This window comes from Deinococcus gobiensis I-0 (assembly GCF_000252445.1).
Lineage (GTDB): Bacteria > Deinococcota > Deinococci > Deinococcales > Deinococcaceae > Deinococcus > Deinococcus gobiensis.
On the sequence record NC_017791.1, the window covers coordinates 125307 to 143482 of the forward strand.

Annotated in this window: 18 protein-coding genes; 14 read left to right on the top strand and 4 right to left on the bottom strand. The window is 65.1% G+C overall.

What is annotated here, in order from left to right; genetic code table 11:
* Positions 1 to 3: 3 nt before the first annotated feature.
* Positions 4 to 492, top strand: a complete 489-nt coding sequence (locus DGO_RS17645; protein WP_014686538.1) for a metal-binding protein — start codon at positions 4 to 6, stop codon at positions 490 to 492.
* On the opposite strand, the gene DGO_RS24925 is transcribed toward DGO_RS17645, so the two are convergent.
* Positions 400 to 1032, bottom strand: coding sequence for an HD-GYP domain-containing protein (locus tag DGO_RS24925; RefSeq protein WP_083847411.1), 633 nt, complete (start codon positions 1030 to 1032; stop codon positions 400 to 402). The two genes, DGO_RS17645 and DGO_RS24925, sit on opposite strands and share 93 nt — an antisense overlap.
* Positions 1033 to 1161: 129 nt before the next feature.
* On the opposite strand from DGO_RS24925, the gene DGO_RS17650 reads away from it, so the two are divergent.
* Genes DGO_RS17650 through DGO_RS17670 form a run of 5 tightly spaced genes read left to right on the top strand, consistent with a single transcriptional unit; the run spans position 1162 to position 6897 of the window.
* Positions 1162 to 1731, top strand: coding sequence for a hypothetical protein (locus DGO_RS17650; protein ID WP_014686540.1), 570 nt, complete (start codon positions 1162 to 1164; stop codon positions 1729 to 1731).
* Entirely contained in the window at positions 1728 to 3806 is a 2079-nt protein-coding gene (locus tag DGO_RS21350) for a GspE/PulE family protein (RefSeq protein ID WP_014686541.1), read from the top strand. Before DGO_RS17650 ends, DGO_RS21350 begins: the two co-directional genes overlap by 4 nt.
* 57 nt (positions 3807 to 3863) lie before the next feature.
* Positions 3864 to 5012 (top strand): type IV pilus twitching motility protein PilT, encoded by a 1149-nt coding sequence (locus DGO_RS17660; protein WP_014686542.1) that lies wholly within the window; start codon positions 3864 to 3866, stop codon positions 5010 to 5012.
* On the top strand, positions 5009 to 6295 hold the full coding sequence (locus DGO_RS17665) for a hypothetical protein (RefSeq protein ID WP_014686543.1): 1287 nt from the start codon (positions 5009 to 5011) through the stop codon (positions 6293 to 6295). Before DGO_RS17660 ends, DGO_RS17665 begins: the two co-directional genes overlap by 4 nt.
* Entirely contained in the window at positions 6292 to 6897 is a 606-nt protein-coding gene (locus DGO_RS17670) for a type IV pilus inner membrane component PilO (protein WP_014686544.1), read from the top strand. Before DGO_RS17665 ends, DGO_RS17670 begins: the two co-directional genes overlap by 4 nt.
* Positions 6898 to 7654: 757 nt before the next feature.
* Here DGO_RS17670 and DGO_RS23470 read toward each other — a convergent pair.
* Positions 7655 to 8149 carry a hypothetical protein gene (locus DGO_RS23470; RefSeq protein ID WP_043804577.1) on the bottom strand — a complete coding sequence of 165 codons (495 nt, stop codon included), beginning with the start codon at positions 8147 to 8149 and terminating at the stop codon, positions 7655 to 7657.
* 15 nt (positions 8150 to 8164) lie between these two features.
* Positions 8165 to 8323: a hypothetical protein gene (locus tag DGO_RS23905; RefSeq protein WP_169331047.1), complete on the bottom strand. Its 159-nt coding sequence runs from the start codon at positions 8321 to 8323 to the stop codon at positions 8165 to 8167.
* Positions 8324 to 8360: 37 nt separating this feature from the next.
* Between DGO_RS23905 and DGO_RS23475 the strand changes: the two genes are divergently transcribed.
* The 8 genes from DGO_RS23475 (at position 8361) to DGO_RS21990 (ending at position 17217) form a co-directional block, all read left to right on the top strand.
* Positions 8361 to 8756, top strand: a complete 396-nt coding sequence (locus DGO_RS23475) for a hypothetical protein (RefSeq protein WP_145975489.1) — start codon at positions 8361 to 8363, stop codon at positions 8754 to 8756.
* Positions 8753 to 11170: a type II secretion system protein GspD gene (locus tag DGO_RS17690; RefSeq protein WP_014686546.1), complete on the top strand. Its 2418-nt coding sequence runs from the start codon at positions 8753 to 8755 to the stop codon at positions 11168 to 11170. The genes DGO_RS23475 and DGO_RS17690 overlap by 4 nt, the downstream gene beginning before the upstream one ends.
* Positions 11171 to 11237: 67 nt before the next feature.
* Positions 11238 to 12428 carry a hypothetical protein gene (locus tag DGO_RS17695; RefSeq protein ID WP_014686547.1) on the top strand — a complete coding sequence of 397 codons (1191 nt, stop codon included), beginning with the start codon at positions 11238 to 11240 and terminating at the stop codon, positions 12426 to 12428.
* 87 nt (positions 12429 to 12515) lie between these two features.
* On the top strand, positions 12516 to 13736 hold the full coding sequence (locus DGO_RS17700) for a type II secretion system F family protein (RefSeq protein WP_014686548.1): 1221 nt from the start codon (positions 12516 to 12518) through the stop codon (positions 13734 to 13736).
* Positions 13737 to 13887: 151 nt separating this feature from the next.
* Positions 13888 to 14271: a type II secretion system protein gene (locus tag DGO_RS24690; protein WP_014686549.1), complete on the top strand. Its 384-nt coding sequence runs from the start codon at positions 13888 to 13890 to the stop codon at positions 14269 to 14271.
* Positions 14268 to 14666, top strand: a complete 399-nt coding sequence (locus DGO_RS17710) for a prepilin-type N-terminal cleavage/methylation domain-containing protein (protein ID WP_014686550.1) — start codon at positions 14268 to 14270, stop codon at positions 14664 to 14666. Before DGO_RS24690 ends, DGO_RS17710 begins: the two co-directional genes overlap by 4 nt.
* 2 nt (positions 14667 to 14668) lie before the next feature.
* Positions 14669 to 15058: a type II secretion system protein gene (locus tag DGO_RS17715; protein ID WP_014686551.1), complete on the top strand. Its 390-nt coding sequence runs from the start codon at positions 14669 to 14671 to the stop codon at positions 15056 to 15058.
* Positions 15059 to 15168: 110 nt separating this feature from the next.
* Positions 15169 to 17217: a PulJ/GspJ family protein gene (locus tag DGO_RS21990; RefSeq protein ID WP_014686552.1), complete on the top strand. Its 2049-nt coding sequence runs from the start codon at positions 15169 to 15171 to the stop codon at positions 17215 to 17217.
* 61 nt (positions 17218 to 17278) lie between these two features.
* Here the strand turns inward: DGO_RS21990 and DGO_RS21995 are convergent, their stop codons facing one another.
* Positions 17279 to 18034, bottom strand: a complete 756-nt coding sequence (locus DGO_RS21995; protein WP_014686553.1) for a CAP domain-containing protein — start codon at positions 18032 to 18034, stop codon at positions 17279 to 17281.
* Positions 18035 to 18176: the final 142 nt, after the last annotated feature.

Consider the following 18176-nt stretch of genomic DNA (forward strand, 5'->3'; position numbering starts at 1 on the left):
CGCATGCATGGCTACCAACACACCGCGGTCAACATGACCTGCACCGCCCTGGGGTGCGGGGCGCTCGCTCTCTTCGGCTATCCCCAGAGCGCGACGGCCCTCGCCGCAGGCCTCGCCTTCGGCACCCTCCTCGTCACCCCGGACCTCGACCTCCACCTCAACGATGCCCGCCGCAACTGGGGACCCCTCCGCTTCATCTGGGTCCCCTATGCCGCCCTCTCCAAGCACCGGGGCATGTCCCACACTTTCCTGGCCGGACCCACGATCCGCCTGCTCTATCTCGCACTCTGGGTCGCTCCCATCGTCTGGCTCGTGTCCCGCTTCCAGCCCTTGACGCTCCCCGAGACGAGCTGGCGCTTCTTGGCCCTCGCTGGCATCGGGTACTTCTTCGCCCAGTGGTTACACCTGCTCTGCGACGGCATCTACCCGGATCTCCCTCGCTCGCCCAGTGGGAACCGCCGCCCCTCCAAAGCACGCGCCCGGCGCTCCTAAGACGCGACAGACCGCTTCGACAACTTCTCTAGACAGCGCTGCACCTCGCAGAATTTCTACCGCTGCTGCCGCCTCCACTGCTGGGCGGTAGCAGCGGTCCCGCGTGAGGGCGTCATACACATCGGCCGCCGCCACCAGCATGGTCAGCACGGGCAGAGACGAGTGCCCATCCGGATAGCCCTGACCATCCAATCGTTCGTGGTGATGCCGGACGGCGTGCACGATCTCCGCGGAGACATCCGGCCACGCTCGACGCACCAGGCTCTCCCCTTCTACCGGGTGGGCCTGAATCATCAGCTGTTCCGCTGATGTCAAGGGCCGGCAGGCGTCAAGCAAGTCCTGGGGCACAGCCAGTTTGCCCACGTCGTGCAGCCATCCGGCCAGGTACGCCGTGGTCGGATCGACGCCCACCTCGGGCGCGCTGGCCGCCGCGAGCTCAGCGACGCCGACCGCGTGTGCAGGGTCCGGCTGTTCCTGCAGGAGCCGCAGCAACGCGGGAGGCAGCTTCGGCAGGGTCATCCACATCGGCCGACGCTCCATGCGGGCAGTCCAGGGCAGGTCAGGGCAGCAGTCCAGATCATGCACCTACTTTCCGTGTACTTGGGGTGACTCCATGCTTGAACTCGCGAAGTTGCCACAGGTCACCCCAAGTACACGCACACTCCTGGCGTGACGAACGACCTCCTGCTCACCTGCGCCCTCCTGCTCGGCGGTATGACCGGCGCCGCTACCGCCCGGGTCGCTGGCGCCCACCCCACCCTCCTGATCTTCCCATCCCTGCTCGCCCTCGGTCTGGCCGTTCTGCCCGTCCCAGAGTCACTCATCGCGGCAACGGGCTTGACGCTTCTGGCAGTGACCATCTCGTATTGCGGGTTTGTCCACACTGCTGCTGACCCTCGCCCAGCTCTGGGTGGTGGCCCCGCCCTGGGGCTGGTCGGAGGAATCTTTGCCCTGATTGCGTTCAGCCCGCTGATCGGCGGCCTGCCCGGTGTCGCCTTCGCGGCGCTCATCGGTCTCGCGGCCGGACTGCTGAGTCTCGCCCGCCTCGACACCCTGACCCAGATGATCCCCGTGCCCTCCTGGGTCCTGTGGGGTGTCCTGACGGCCGTGTGTTTCGTCATCGGTGCCACGTTGCACCCCGGCGCAGGCGCGCTGGCGGCCGCCCTGTTCCTCTTGTTCAGCGCCATCGCCAAACGTCCGTCTACCCCCCTCCTCGCTTCCACGAAGGACCCCCGATGACTGCAACCATCTCCGACAAAGACCAGTACACCGAACTTTTCCTCGGCGCCCTCAGCCGCTACGGCCACGATCCCCGGAGCCTCCAACAGCCCGGCGTCTCCCCCCTCGCCCTCGCCCGCCGGCAGGGCATCCCCGAAGGGCACCTCACCGGCGCGTTCCAGATCATCGGCTTCCCCATCGCCGAGGGCGCCGAGCCGTACAACCACGAGTCCATCCCCGCCCACCTGCAAATTCTGGTCGGCGTCTACGACAGTCAGTCCACCTACGCCAGCTATGACCCCTTCGACGACGAGATCATCGCCCTCACCAGTGGTCTGCCCGCCTATGCACCCCGGGCCGTCGCGGTCACGCTCGACCTGACCCCGTCCCGCGCGCACCTCGCACCCACTCAGCGCGACATGCGGACCGTCCTCGACGCCCTGCTACACCTGGGTTTCGGTGACCTCACGCCAGAAGAATTGCTCCAGGTCAACTATCAGGAAGTCCTGCTCGACACGGGCCGCATCACGCCCACCGAGCTCGCCAAGGCCTACGCCCTCCTGACCAACTCTCCCTATATCGACACCCAGAGCAACCCGCCGCACGCCAACGTCCGGAACATCATCTCCGCCCACCTCATCACCAGCTTCAAGATCGTCCCCCACTCCAGGAACGGCAACGTCCTCACCGTCCTCCAGAGTGACCCCACCGATCCCTACCCCATCCAGTCCCTCGAAGACGAGTTGCAGGCCCAGGGCATCGAGATCGTCGGCGCGGTCGCGACCGCCCAGGCCATCGACCAATTGATCCTCAGCCTCTACCACCGGAGCGATCAGGAAGAACGCCTCCAGCGCGAAGCGCAGACCCGGCGTCAGAACAACCAGAACGCCTTCGACGGCGACACCAGCGAAATGGAGAGCCCGGTCAAGGATCGCATCCTCGGCGCACTCCAGGAAGCCGCCGGCAACGGCGCCAGCGACCTCCACCTTCAACCCGAACGCAGCAACCTCCTGATCCGCGAGCGCCTGCACGGCAACCTCATCAACCGCGGCATCATCCCCAAAGAACTCGCCCAGCAGGCCATCAACTACGTCAAGATCACCGCCAACATGGACCTGCAACTCCGGGTTCCCCAGGACAGCCGCATCACCATCCCCGTTCACCTGGACGGCAAAACGCAGGACCTCCGCTTGCGTGTCTCCGCCCTGCCCAGCTACCACGGCGAAAGCGTCGTCATGCGACTGCTCAAGGACGTTTCCGAGCTGCCCACCCTCGATCAGAGCGGATTCTCCCCCACCAACCTCCAGCACATCAAGGACGCCCTCTCCGCTTCGAACGGCATGATCCTCGTGACTGGACCCACCGGCAGCGGCAAGACCACCCTGATGCACAGCAGCCTGGTCCACCTCAACGATCCCTCCCTGAAGATCGTCACCATCGAAGACCCCATCGAGTATGAGCAGCCGTACATGGTTCAGACCGAGATCCGGCGCAACGAAGACCCCCTCCAGGATCTCAACTTCGCACGCGTCCTGCGCAGCCAGCTCCGCCAGGACCCGGACATCATCTTCGTGGGCGAGATCCGGGACCGGGAGACGGCCGAGATCAGCATGCAGGCCGCCCAGACCGGTCACCTTCTGCTCAGCACCCTGCACACCAACAGCGCCCTGGCTGCCCTGACCCGCCTGATGGACTTCGGCATTCCGGCCTACCTGCTCGCCGAGAACCTGCGCCTGGTGATCGCGCAACGCCTCGTCGGTCGGCCCTGCCCGGATTGCAGCGTCGAAGAGCCCATTCCTACGGCCTACCGCGTCAAGGATGCCGTGAGTACCACGATGAAGCGCGGGACGGGGCTGCGTGGCGAACAGGAATGCCCCCGCTGTAGCGGCACTGGAGACTACGGCCGTATCGCCGTGCACGAGGTGCTGGTCATCACCCCGGAATTACGCAAGGTCATCATCGAGGGCGAAGGCAAGTCTGTCGACATCGAACTCCTCGCGCAGGAGCAAGGCCTCGTGTCCCTCCAACATGACGCCCTGCTCAAGGTCGCCAGCCATCAGGCCAATCTCAAGAGTGCGCTCGAGCGCACCAAGTAATCCGGCGACCTCCAGACGCTTTTTCCTTCCTCCTTCCCCCCGCTCCCCGAGGCTTTCATGTCGATTCCCGTTACGCCGGACACCTTCCAGACCCTTCTCGACGATCTCACCCGCGCAGGCGCCAGCGACATCAAGCTCGTGACCGGTCAGTGCCCCTTCGCCAACATCATGGGTGCCTGGCAGCCACAGACGCAGTACGCCGTCCTGACGGGCAATACCGTCGCCATGCTGCACGCCAAAATCTGCCGGGATGCCCGTTGGAAGGACATCCCACCAGAAGGCGTCTGGGACGCCGATTACCGCACCAGTACCGCCAATTCCAACTTCCGCGTTTCTGCCGGCAAGGAGAACGGCCGACCGTATCTGGTCCTGCGCCCCCTGCCGCGTGAGATCCCCACCTTCGACAAACTGCGCCTGCTGGACGACACCCTGGAAGAAACCCCAGGGCATACCAAACATCTGACTGAAGGCCTGGAGTACGCCATGCGCCAGAAGCGCGGTCTCGTCCTCGTCACTGGTCCCACCGGCAGCGGCAAGAGCACCACGCTCGCCAGCTGCGTGAACTACATCAACCAGTCGCGCGCTTACAACATCATCACGGTGGAAGACCCCATCGAATTCGTGTTCCGGCCGAGCAAATCCCACATTCTCCAGCGCGAAGTCGGCGTGGACACCGAAAGCTTCGGTATGGCCCTGCGCGCTGCCCTGCGCCAGAAACCCGACATCATCCTCGTGGGCGAAATGCGCGACGCCGAGACCATCGACGCCGCCTTCCGCGCCGCCGCGACTGGTCACCTCGTGCTCTCCACCCTGCACAACAACGAGGCCGCGCAGACCGTCGAGCGCATCATCAACGAGTTCCCGCCCGAGTCCCAGACCCGCGCCCGGCACCAGCTCAGTGAGGTCCTCGTAGGCATCTTCGCCCAGCAGCTTGTCCCCACCGTGGATGGCGGCCGTCAGGTCATCCACGAGGCGATGGTCCTCACGCCCCCCCAGCGCAGCATCATCCGCCCGAAGGAAGGCAACGGCAGTGGCAACTACCTCCAACAACTCCGGGACACGCTGAACAACAAGAACGACCTGGGCAGCCGCTCGATGGACAAGGAACTGCTCCGGGCGGTGCGGGGCGGCATTATCGAACAGGACGTCGCCCTGGAGTTTGCCATCATGCCCGACCAGCTGGCGCAAGACCTGGAAGGCCGATGAACGTTCTCTACGTGTCCGGCGCCGGCGATCAGGCCACGCTCCTGCACGCGGGCAAGACAGAGAGCGCGCCCCTCGGCACCCTCAAGGCCCTGGCCGCTCGCATGAAGGCCAAAGGCAACACCATCCTCGTGGTCGACGCGAGCCTCCAGGCCACTGAAGTTCCCGCTGGCCTTTCTACTCCAAACATGCTGCTCCTCCTGGACAGCAAGCACGGGAAATATGCTGTTCCCTCGGCGGAAGCGGCACCCTCGCTGGTGCAGCTCGTCGACCCGGCCCTGCTGAGCAATATCCGGAACGCTGCCAAGTCCGCAGGCCTGCGCCTGACCTACCTCGTCCCGTTCAGCAGCGCCGTCCTCCGGTCCGTCGAGGCCGACCAGAGCCTACTCATCGTTCACCAGACGATGACGACCTACGAGATCACCTCGCTCAGCACCGGGGATCCGCTCACCTCGCGCAGCACGACGAAGACCGAGCGCACCACCCTCGATCAGACCATCGCCACCGCCACCAAGAAGGCGCGCGGCCGTGGGGATCAGCCGAAGGTCATCGTCGTGGGCGACGAACCCCTGGCGTTCCCCTCCGAAGATGTCTCCGTGCGTGTGCTGGAGTTGCAGGACGTGCTCCAGAACGCCACGAAGCCCTTCCCGCTTCCGGCCGAGCCCAGCACGTTCGCTGGCCCCACCGTCGCGAGCATGACGCGCAACCTGAACGCCCGCGCGCCGCTGGACAAGCGCCTCCTGGCAGGCCTCGCGCTGGCCGCTGTGGTCAATGGCGGGCTGTACGTCGCTACGACCGTTGTCGGCGGCCAGGTCCAGGCCCTGACCGCCACGCGGGACAGCCTGACCATGCAGGCCGCCGAGGTGGACGCCCTCCAGGCCGCCAATCAGAAACTCGCCGCGAGCAACGAGCAGGCCCGCACCATCATCGGGAACAAAGGCCCGCTCGCTCAGGATCTGCCCCTCCTGGTCGGCCGGATCACGGAACTCCCCGCCACCCTCAGCAGCCTCAGTGGCCCGAACAACGCCACCGCAGACGATGCCCGGGCGTTCGGGGATACCGTGCAGCGCACCTATGACCTGAGTGCGACCACGACGCGCGTCGAGGACCTCACCCGCGCCTACCAGGAGCGCGGCTTACGCGCGGACGTGCGCAACATCGACTGCTCCACCCCACGCTGCACCGTGACGTTCCGTGCTGCGCCGGTGCCCCTGGCGACCACGCCCACCAACTCGACGACCACGACGGGGGGAGCGACGAGCACCCCGACCCCGGTGACGCCATGAACAATCCTGCTCTCCCTGCCGTCCTCGTGATTCTCGTCGGGCTGGGTCTCGCCGCCAAAGTGACGTGGCCCGGCCTTCAGGAGGCCCTGCGCACCAAGGCGGCCCTGACCGAGGAGATCTCGACGCTCGAAACCAAGGTCGCGTCCCTGCCGACCGAACAGGCCCGTGCGAAGTCGCTCCAACAGGAAGCGGAGACGCTGAAAGCCAGCCTGCCGGACGACGAGAGCCTGCCTAAAGTGCTGGAAACGCTGACGGATACGGCCCGTGCCCTGGGCGTCACCTCCGGCAAGCTCAGCCGGTCTGTCCGGGCCAGTGACATCGCGGGCATCAGCGCTGTGGATCTCGACATGGACCTGAACGGGACCTATGCCCGCACGCAGGCCTACATCGAGACGCTGGCCCAGCTGCCCCGCGCGTACACCGTGCGCAGCCTGTCGCTCGCGGCCGGCGAGAACGGGAAGGTCATCAGCAGCCTGAAGCTCACGACCTACAAGCGGGACAGCGTGGCCACCACTCCAGCTGTCACACCGACACCAGGGGTCACCCCAGCGTCCACCACCGCACCCACGGGCCAGAGCGCGCCCACTGGAGGAACTTCGTGACGAACGACCAGAATGCCGGCCGCCTCCCGCCGCTCGGTGGGGCCCGCCCCCCCCAGGCCACACCGCTGCTGGACGTGCCTCCATCGTTGGAGAAGCCCGCCGCCTCCACCTTGCCCCCCATCTCCACGCCGGTACGCACCACCCTGCCCCCGGCACCCTCCAGCAAGTTGCCTGCGATGCCGTCTTCGTCGGCCGCCCCCGTGTTGCCGAGCGCACCTGAAGTCGCCCCGCTGCCAGCGGCAGAGGCACCGTCGGAAGTTGCCGCGCTTCCCGAGATACCGGACGCCACGCTCCCTGCTGTCGAGGCGACCGTCGCCCAGGCATCAGTGGACGCGGTACCGCACAAGCAGGCCACCACTCCCCTCCCAGCCGCCCCTCAGACGACCCCGCTGCCCCGTCCGGGTCCACTGTCTCAGCCCACTGCACCCGTGGTGACAGCGCCTCTCCCTGAGCCTGCCCCAGCAGAGGAGATCGGTGCGGATACCGTGTTGTCTGCCGCCCAGGCCCCGGAGAGCAAGGCCGCTCGTCCCAGCGGCCTCTTCGGGAGGCGTCAGGAGCGGCCTGCCAAGGTGGAGAAAGCCGCCAAGGCGGAGAAGGCACCCAGAGCGGCCCGCACACCGAGAGTCAAGCTGGAGAAAGCGCCGAAGCCCAACGTCCCCCGCGTCGCGCTTGCGAGCCTGACCTTCAAGCGCGCCCCCAAAGCCCCAGACACGGAGAAGCGTAATCCGAAAGCCCTAACGCCCCGGCAGCGTCTGACCTACCTGGGCGCCGGTGCTGCGGGAGTGATTGCCGTGGCACTCCTGGCGAGTACGCTCATGCGTTCGCCCGACCCGGTCCTGGCGGAGCCCCTGCCTGAACTCCCTACGGCCACGACCCCCGTCGTCCCGAGCACCACCACCTCAACTACCCCCACGACGACGACAGGCGCGACAGCGACGACGACGGCGACGACAACGAGCGCAGGCGCCTCAACCGGAGCCGCCACCAGTCCAGGCAGCACGGGCGGTGCGGCCCAGACGCCTTCGGCCGCAGGCGGGGCGGCCACCACGTCGAAGACGGCACAGGGCATCACCAAAGCGACCACGGTTCCGCCTACGGTCAGTGAGGAGGTCCAGGCCGCCCTGGTCAAGCCTGACCCCAAGTTCTCCGCGGCCTTTGCATCCAAGGAGGGGACGACGAGCACGACGAGTTCCTCCACGCCGAGCGCCAGCACCCTCAACCGGACCTCCCGCCCTGTCGAGACCTCTGCCATTCCAGCGGCACCGCGTCAGACCGCTCCACAGACGGTCGTCCCTTCTGCACAGGTCGCCACGCAGGACGCCCCGGTGGCCGTGCAGGCCGTGCCCTCGCGGAGCATGCCCACGACGTCCGCGTCCTCGGTCATCTCGGCCACGCCACCCGCTGCGAGCGCCCCGGTGCGGGTCATTCCTATCCGGTCGGATGCACTGCCGGTCGCAACCCCTGTGACGGTTCCCCCCGCCTCGACGGTCACGCTGATCCCGACGCCCCAGGCCACTTCGACGAGCACGCGCGTCACGCCAGAGCCCGCCACAGTCGTGCCCGCTACGACCAGTCCAGTGACCGTGGTGACGCGGCCGACCGTCACGACGCCCACGACCACGACCAGCGCTCTCCCCGTCGTCACCCCAGAAAACACGGTGACGTACCTGGGCTACGTCAGCAGCGAGGACGGCCCTTCCGTCGCCATGATCCGCATCGGCCAGCGGGATGAAACGGTCGTGGCCGGTCAAACCATCCCTGGGAGTGAGGTCAAGGTCGTACGCGTCACCCCAAGTGCACTTACGGTACGCACCGCAGCCGGTACGCGCGACGTGCCGCTCGAGGTGACCCCGCAATGAAAATTTCTGTCCTGACCCTGCTTCTGCTCCTGACTCCCGCCGCCCTCGCTCAGGGCACCACCACCGCCCGCAGCACCAGCACCACGCAGACCCAGCTCAGTGTCAAGTTGCCCAGCAACCCCAAGCTCAACCGCCCGGTCAACGTCACCCTCCCCTCTGGCGCGCCCCTGTCCACCGTCCTGGTGGCCCTGACCCGCGCCGCCGGGCTGACGCTGATCCCCCGCGACATCCCCAACGTCCCCGTCACCCTCAACCTGAAGGGACTGAAGGTCGGTGCCGCGCTGGAGCAGTTGCTGAGCCTGTACGCCGATCAGGTGGGCGCCAAGCTCATCGGCGACAGTCTGATCGTCGCGCCCCCGGCCGTCCTGAGCCGTCTGGAGCAGACCCCCGCACCGACCCGCGTCGTGGTGTCGCAGACGCTCCGGGAAGCCGATGCGACTGCGCTCGCCCAGCTGACCGGCGCGCAGGTCGTGGCCCTGGAAACCCAGACCATCCTCAGCGGGACCGCCACCCAGGTCGCTGATGCCCAGCGTCTTCTCAAGACGCCAGCCAGCGAGACGCCCACCACTCCCGTGGCCACCGCGCCGGAGACGACGCCCGCCCCCGTTCAGGCCGCAGCCGACCTCGGCAAGGTGGACGCCACCCTCGCCACGCAGACGCTCGAAGCGCTGTACGGCGTGAAGCTCGTCACTGCGTACGGCCGCGCCTACCTCCAGGCCCCCACCCAGGCGGCCCTGCAGGACGCCCTCAGCACACTCGGCAGCTTGCGGACCGATGCGGCCTCGCAGCCCGCACCAGTTCAGGTCACCACGCCTACCGTCACGACTGTGGCCACTGAGCGCCGCACCATCAGCACCGCCCTGGGCTCCGACCTCGTGTCGCGCCTGGCCGCCAGCATCGGCGACACCGTGCGCCTGACGCCACTGGACGCGGGGACGTACACCGTGCGCGGTCCGACCGACGATGTGCAGGCCTTCGAGACGGCACTCCGGCAGGCGGAAGGCCGTGAGGCAGGTCGGTTCACGGTTCTGTACGGGAAAGTCCCCACCGGGACAGACGCGGGCCTGCGAACCATCCTGCCCAACGCGACGATCCGGATCGACGACCGAGGCGCACTCGAAGTCCGGGCCACTTCCCAGGAACTGGCAAGGGCGACGGCCTACCTGGAGCCTATTCAGCGCGCCATGCCCGCCGAAGAAGCGGCGGACACGGACGTCACCACCCGGATCGCTCTTTCCCGTGCCACGCCCGAAACCGTGACCCAGCAGCTTGCCAGCCTCTACGGCAGCAGCCAGACCACGCAGGCCACGTCCCAGACGACGGCTCAGCCCGCCTCTCAGACCCCCACGACCGGGTCGGGCACGGTGGGCACCAGCACGGCCCTTCCGGTGACGAGTGCGACGGGTGCAGGGACCGCGACGTTCGGGACGACGGCCAGCGGCAGCGCCACGTCGACCGGCGGGACCACCGGCAGTCTGGGCATCACGAATCCCCTGGCCGCCAACGCCACTGGCCCACAGGCGACCACCACGCCCGGGCAGAGCGCACAAGTCGCCTCTGCCGAAGTGGCGGGCGTGCGGATCGTGGCCGACCCCCGGACGCGCAGTCTCATCCTGAATGGCCCCAGCCGGGTCGTCACCCGCATGATCAAGTCGATCAGCGATCTGGACGTGGCCCTCGCGGACATCCGCATGGCGCTGCGCATCGACCAGGTCAGTGGCAGCAACGGCCAGGACTTAGGCCTGAGCTGGAAGGCCGGGGTGGGCGGTTTCGCGCTCGGCCAGCAGGACGGCACCCTCACCGCCAGCTACAAGCCTGGCCTGGTCACCCCCAGCATCGAGGCCAGCCTGAATCTGGCCCGCTCCAGGGGCCAGGCCAACACGTTGCTCGATACCACGTTCGTGACTCAGGACGGCCGCGCGGTGAACTTCGTCAACGGCGGCCAGTTGCTCCTGCCCACGACGACCACGACCAACACGGGGACCACCACCACCACCGCCCAGGGCCGCGAAACCTACAGCTACGGCCTCCAGGTCACGCTCACGCCCCAGCTTGCCCCAGACGGCAGCGTGCAGGTCCAGGTACAGGTCCAGCTCGGCCAGCCGCCTCGGACGGGCGTGCAGAACAGTGTCGTGCTGGAGCAGCAGACGCTGACCAGCCTCGCCACCGTTCGACCCGGCGAAACCCTGGTGCTCGGGGGCATCCTGAGCACCCAGCAATCCGACACCAGCAAAGGTGTCCCGGTCCTCAGCGAGATCCCGCTCATCGGCCCGCTGTTCGGCACGACGTCGAAGAGCACCAGCCAGAGCCTGCTCGTGATCACGCTGCGCGCGGGTGACCGGGCCGCACAGGACGTGCCTGCGACCCCCCAGGGTGCAGGCGTCAGCCGCATCACCCTCCCCGGCAACCGCTGACCTCTCCTGAGCGTGTGGCGGCAATCCGCCACGCGTCACCCCAAGTACACGCACCGTAAGGACGCTTATGAAGAAGACCCTGCTGACCGCCCTGCTCGCCCTCACCCTCACCGCCACGGCGCACGCCCAGAGCGCGGCCACCACCGCCACCGCTGTCGTCACCGTTCCCGGGGCCCAGCCGATGGCCATGCCCCTGAACGTCTACCTCCTCCCCTACGGCACCATCAAGATCAGCGAGGGGAATTACTTCATCAGCAACTACGAGGGGACCGGCATCAGCGTCTACCTGCAAAGCCCCACGCCCCTGCGGATCGCCACGCTCGAAGAGATGGTCCGGTACCAGGCCGAGTGGGCCCGCCTGACCAGCACCACCGCTAGTGCGCCCATGCCCGTCGTCAGCACGCCGAAGGCCACGGCCGCCGTGACTGCCCCCACGGCTCAGCCGGTCGCTGCGGTCGCCCCAGCTGCGGCACAAAGCCTCTCCATGCTCACCATGCCCTCCGGCCAGCCGCTCAGCGCCGCCAGCGTGACCCAGCCCGCGGCCCCCATGAGCATGATGGCCCCGCTCGCCGCTACGCCGATGACCATGCCGACTGCCCAGACCACCATGCCCGTGCAGAGCACGCAGCCCATCCAGACCGCACAGCCCGTCCAGCAGCAGGTGGCGTGGACCCAGCCGGCCCCGATGGTTGCCGCACCCGCCAGCGTCCCTCAGACTGCGATGGCCCCCACGTGGCCGCAGACGCAGGCCGCCCCAGCCGTCAACACCATGGCCTTCCCCCAGGCGGCCCAGGCCTTCGCCGCACCGCAGGCCTTCCCCACCGCCCAGACCGGCATGATGCCCGCCGTGGCCGCCACGATGGCGCCGACCCCCATCCCCACGGCCCAGCTCCAGAGCGCCGCTCCCACCAACACCTACAGCCCGGCGACCACCCTCGTCCCCAACTACCTGCGCCTCAGCTTCCGCGGCCGGGGCACCACCCTGACCTACAGCATCGGCAACAACAGCAGCGAAGCCACCGTGCGCCTCGACCCTCAAAGCGTCCGCATCTACCAGGACGGCCAGATCGTCCCCGCGAACCTCAGCGTCCGGGACAGCACGGGCGACACCACCAGCGGCGCACTCTCGCCGCGCGCCATGCTCGTGGGCACTGTCAGTGTGGTCACCCGGTCCACCTCCCCCATCACGCTGATGTGGCAGGCCACCGACGCCCAGGGCCGCACCTACCCCATCTCCTACGCCTGGCTGCCGCAGTAACCCCGCACGCGCGCAGTGGGCCTCAGCCGGCCTCCTGCGCGCCTTGCTGCTCCTGCTCAAGCCTTGACCAGGCTCAAAGGCGAACCCATGATCAACTGGCAATACACCGGCATCGACAAATCCGGCAAATCCCGAAAAGGCAAAGTCCTCGCCGCTAGTCAGGAAGAGGGCCACGCCAAAGTCACCGCCCTGGGCATCACCCCCACCAAAGTGTCCAAATCCCAGGACATCAGCGGTCCCTGGGAAAACAAAGCCCCCAGTCTCAAAGACCGCGCGCTCTTCACCCAGCAACTCGCTCAGTTCCTCAACGGCGGCAACGTCAACCAGACCGAAGCCCTGCGCACGGCCGGCAACAGCAGCACGAACAAGCTGCTCCGGCTCGCCGTCGAGGATGTCGTCCGACAGGTCGACGTGGGGACGCCCATCGAGGAAGCGGTCGCTGACAAGAAGCACGCCAAAGTCTTCGACGCCGTCTTCGTGGCCTTCATCCGCATGGGCGCGGTCGGCGGTGACATCGGCCAGCCGGTGCGTGAGCTTGCCGAAATGTACAAATGGCAGCTGCGGACAGTCGGCGCCGTCAAGAAGGGCTTGACCCTCCCCGCCATCATCTTCATCGCGTGCATCCTCGTGACGTACTTCATCATGGCGAAGGTCGTCCCCACGTTCATGAAGATCCTCGACGGTCTGAACGCGGAACTCCCCCCCCTGACGAAAATCGTCAAATCCATCAGCCAGACGGCCGCCAACCCCGTGGTGACCATCGGCATCATCCTGGTCATCGGCGGCCTCACCTACGCCGTATCGCAGTACCGCAAGACCCCCGCAGGCAAGCGCAACCTCGACCGCCTCATCCTGCGCCTGCCCGTGGTCGGCCCCCTCATGCGCGATTTCATCCTCGCGCGCTCCAGCAAGGCGCTCGCCGTCATGATGCGCAGCGGCATCCCCCTCCTCGACGCCCTGAACATCACCTCGGAAGTCGCCGCGAACCAGATCTACCGCGAGCACTACCAGGAGATGCGCCTCATGGCCCGGGCCGGGGACCCGATGTACACCGCCCTGTCGCAGTACCCGAAAGAGTTCCCGGACATGTACGCCCTGCAGTTCCGCTCTTCCGAGGAAAAGCAGACGCTGAAGGAGACCCTGCAATACCTCTCCGAGGTCTACCAGGACGACGTGCAGAGCAAGGTCGAGAGCCTGAGCGCAGCCATCGAGCCCTTCCTGATGATTTTCCTGGGCACGGTCGTCGGGGTCATCGTCATCTCCGTGTTCATGCCCATGACCACCATGATGGACGCCCTCCAGAAATAGCCCTCTTCCCCATGCGGGCAGCCTCCCCCCTGGCTGCCCGCCTTTTCGCGTCAGGAACGTCCGATGTCGAACCGCCTGACCCTGAACCGCTTCCGGGCGAAACCTCAAGTTCAGTGCTCGGAGTCACCCCAAGTACACGCAAGGTAGGCATATGCGAACCCAAGGTTTCACCCTGATCGAATTGCTTGTGGTCATCGCAGTGATCGCTGTGTTGGCCGCCATCCTTCTCCCCAGTTACGGCGGCGCCGCCAAGACCACCAATCGGCGCGCCGCCCAGCTGCATGCCCAGACCGTCAAGCTCTCCCTGGACACGGCCATCGCCGCCAACCCCAATCTCTCCACCAGCGTCCTCGGCACGGTGAACTGCACCAATGCCCAGGACATCGGTCCGACAGGCGTCGTCGCCCCCAATGGCGGGAACGGCTGGCAGAACGCCCCGGCCGGCACCACCTGCTCGGCGACGCCGCTCACCGCCCGCACGTACCGCGTGTCCGTCACGATCAGCGAGCTGAATCAAACGGTGGTGGCCCCGTGAAGCCTACCTCTGGCTTCACCCTGATCGAGATTCTCATTACGATCACGATCCTCTGCGGCCTGATTGCCGCGACCACGGCCCTTCTGCCCCGCATGGACCGGGCTCCGGACGTCAGCAGCCTTCCCGGCCGGGTGGGCAGCACCCTGGAGGGCGCGCACAGCCAGGCTGTCGAGGAGGGCACGTCCATCACCCTGCAAGGCAGCGGCGACACGCTCCAGCTCACCAGCGCGGGCGAGATCACCACCGACCGCTTCGTGCAGGCCACCCTCACCGGCGGCCTCTCCATCGCTCCAGACGGCGCGACGACCGGAGCACTGACCTTGACCGCGCCCGGCCTGACCTGTACGCGGCTCACCCTCGGGCCTGGCGGCCTCGCCCAACAGGGAGCGTGCTGACCATGCGGAGTTCTACACAGGGGTTCTCCATCATCGAGGTCCTGGTCGCTGCGGTCATCATTCTCGTCACCATCAGCGCGTTCGCCGTCTTCAACACGCAGACCGCCCGCAGTGTCAGCACCGCGCAGCTCGCGACCTACACGGCCGATGCCCTGACGGCCGCCAGCCTGGCGATCACGCAGGGCAATGCCACCTACCTCCATTCCCGTGAACTGACGGCGGCCGACCTTCAGGACCTGACCTCGAACGGAACACGCCGCACGGCCCTGCGCCCGGCCCTGAGCGGGACCATCACCGCCCAGGGCAGTGACCCTCCCCAGTACCTCGTGACCATCTGTGGCCCGGACTTCGCCTTGTCCAACATCGTGACCGCCCCAGGAGGCAACCCGTAATGCCCTATTCACACCAGCACGGGCGACCGTACCCCCCCTCACGGCCTCCCCGTGGGCCCCCGTGCGCGCCGCCCTCTCCCGCCGTCCTCACCCCTCAGCTGGAGGTCTCTGTGCCCCGTCGTATTCAAGGCTTCACTCTGATCGAAATGCTCGTGGCTCTCGCCCTTCTGGGCGTCGTCCTCTATTACGCCATCGACCTCATGGTGGGTGCCACCGCCCAAAGCACCGAGCGGAACCTCGACACCCAGGCCCTCACCCGCGTGAACAAGATCGTGAGTGCCATCGACGCCAACTTCCGTCTGGACCTCGGTGCCGGTTCCTTCGTCGGCTTCTCGACGGCCACCGCCTCCCAACTCAACGCGGCGTTCGCCCTCGATGGGGGCACCGTCATCCCTCCCATGCTCTCCGAGAACCGCAACATCCACGAGCTGAAAACGGTCCGCATTCCCGGCTTCCAGGCCGTGATCGGCCAAGACTACCTCGTCCTGGGGACCAAAGGCATCGCCAAGCTCATTACCGCGACCTCCGCCAACGGCGACCTCATTACCTTCAACTGCCCGCTCGGCATTCGCAGTGACGGCCTGATGCAGATCTTCAAGGCGCGTGGCCTGGAACTCAAACTCGCCGACGGTCAGCTGTACCGCACCGTCAGTGGCCGCCGGGAAAGCCTCGCGCCGGCGCAAGGCATCGCGTTCAAGTACATGTATCAGGCCGACGACGGCAAGCTCACGGCCTCCGCGACCGGCACGCCCAGCGTGACCGCCGCCGGTCGCCTCGTGGCGATGTATCCCAGCGCGATCAGTGGCGACAACCGGGCAGACCGGACCACCGCCATCCCCACGACGTCGAACAGCGTCACGCATCTGATGACCTGCGATGAACTGGCCGTCACGACCCCGGACGAAGCGCGCATCAACGTCAGCATCCTGGGCCTGCCCAGCGGAGCGACACCCGATGTGATGATCTACGGCCCGGACCGGGACGTGAATGCGACGCGTGTTTCCCGCACGCAGACGTATATGGGCGTGGACGCAGGCGAGTACCGCCTGGAAGCCCGCGACGTGACCTACCAGGGTCGGAAGTACAAGAGCAGCGTCGGCGGCAGCCCCCAGCGCCTGTGGAACACCTGGGGCAGTATCAACATGGCCGCCCGCTACGCCCTCACCCAGGGCACCCTCCGCATCCAACCCACCGGCCTCCCCAGCGGTGGGACAGCCAGTGTGGCGATCAGCGGCCCTAACGGCTACACGAACACGGTCAATGTAGGGGCTGGAGCCAGCGTAGATACCCTCCTCGAAGCCGGTACGTATACAGTCACTCCGGCAAACGTCGACGTCGGCGACTACACCTACGGGGCTAACACCTACACCGCGACAGTCGTCGACAGCCAGGTCACTACGGTCCCCCTGAATTACGCACCGATCACGGGCATGCTTACCATCAACGTGAGTGGCCTGCCTATTGGCGCGAGCACACCGGGCAATATCACTGGACCGCAGCCCCGCACCCTCTCGCTGGTTAACGGCAGTATCAAAGTCCCTCGTATGCCGCCAGGAAACTACACGCTAACTCCAGAATTTTTTAAAAATAATACTGGTGAATATCATTCGGAACCAAAGAAATTTAATATTATTGCTGGTCAGCCAAAGACCATAGAATTGATCTTTGTGGGCGATAACAATCCCACGCCACCCACAAAGCCCGGAAATACTCCTGGCAACTTTACTCTTTATGTATCAGATCCCCAGAGTCTTGTAGCCACAATTGGCCCGCTAATCATAATGGAATATCGTAATGGAAATTTCTATACTAGCTACAGCGTAAGTCAGCCAAATTCCTACTTAGTTCTCAAGTCATCTAGTCTATATAAAATTCAAACTACGGGGAGGGACGCTCAGGAGGTATGTGAATATCCTATAGGAAACCCTGAAGATCTACACTGCTTTACTCCTAACACTGCTGTTACTGTAACATCAGAACTGTCTGGAGATGTATCTTCCTATGATTATAATGGGTTTTTTACAGGTAAAGATATGGGTTTGGTGACTTCTGCTCTGACGCGAACGGGTGGAGGTAGAGGAAGTCAAGGTAATTGTGTATTGCCAGAATATTGGGATAATGTAACAAACACTTGTAGGCGACCAACCAGCTTTCCTTAAAATATATCTTCTTAAATAAATAAGTGGGCGAGAATGTTCTCGCCCACTTATTTATGCTTATCTATTTATTTCCAACTATTAATACCCATGCGTTCTGGACTCTGTTATCCTGATCAGAAGTATTTTCTCTATATGATCTACCGGCCCCAAAATCATATATGTCAGGGTCCATAATAGCAGCACAATGCCCACTACTATGCATCCATGATCTAACCGCCTCTAATACAGTTTGCCTGGCTGGAGATGTTAACTCGCCTCCATAACTAGTTACGTTTTCTCCTATATAGTATTTATTAAGTCCAGCTAGTTCCTTGTATGTTCTTACAACTCTTTCGTTAACTGTTCTGCCATAGAAAAAAGTAGAATTAGTCTGGTTTTCATAATGTGCTTCATTCGCAATATTAGTAATGTAATCTGCATGCTTACGAGCGGCAAAAGAGTACAGACCGTTGTATGTTAAAGCTTTAAGGGGGACGTATTTCCCCGCAACACAACTATCTGAGATTGCGTCAGTGCCACCAACTGTACCCTTTGTACGCACCTCGTTAATTAGATTCATCAACTGCACTTCGTCTGCTGAAGGGGAAATGTAGATCGTTCCTTCTTTTGTGCCATCCCCACTCCCTACCGCAGCACCCGCGCCGGGGATGTACAACGGCTTGTCCGGCGTGGTGGGGTTTGTTGGCGGATTGGGGTTTGAGGGTGGCGGGGTTTCGATGGGCGGGTTGGGTTGCTCCGTTGGAGGGGTCACGGTGCCGCCGCCATTGCAACTGGCGAGCAGCAGGGCACCGACGGTCAGAACGATCAAGTTACGCATGTTTGGTTCCTTTTCGGCCTGTTGAGCCCGCGTGAGGGTTATCGGCCTGCGTGCGTTGGAGGCGAAAGGGGCGGCCCCGGCTGATTCTCCGATCCCGGCTGCGTGGAGCCTATCGGAGGGCGGGGCCTGATCTCAGTGATGC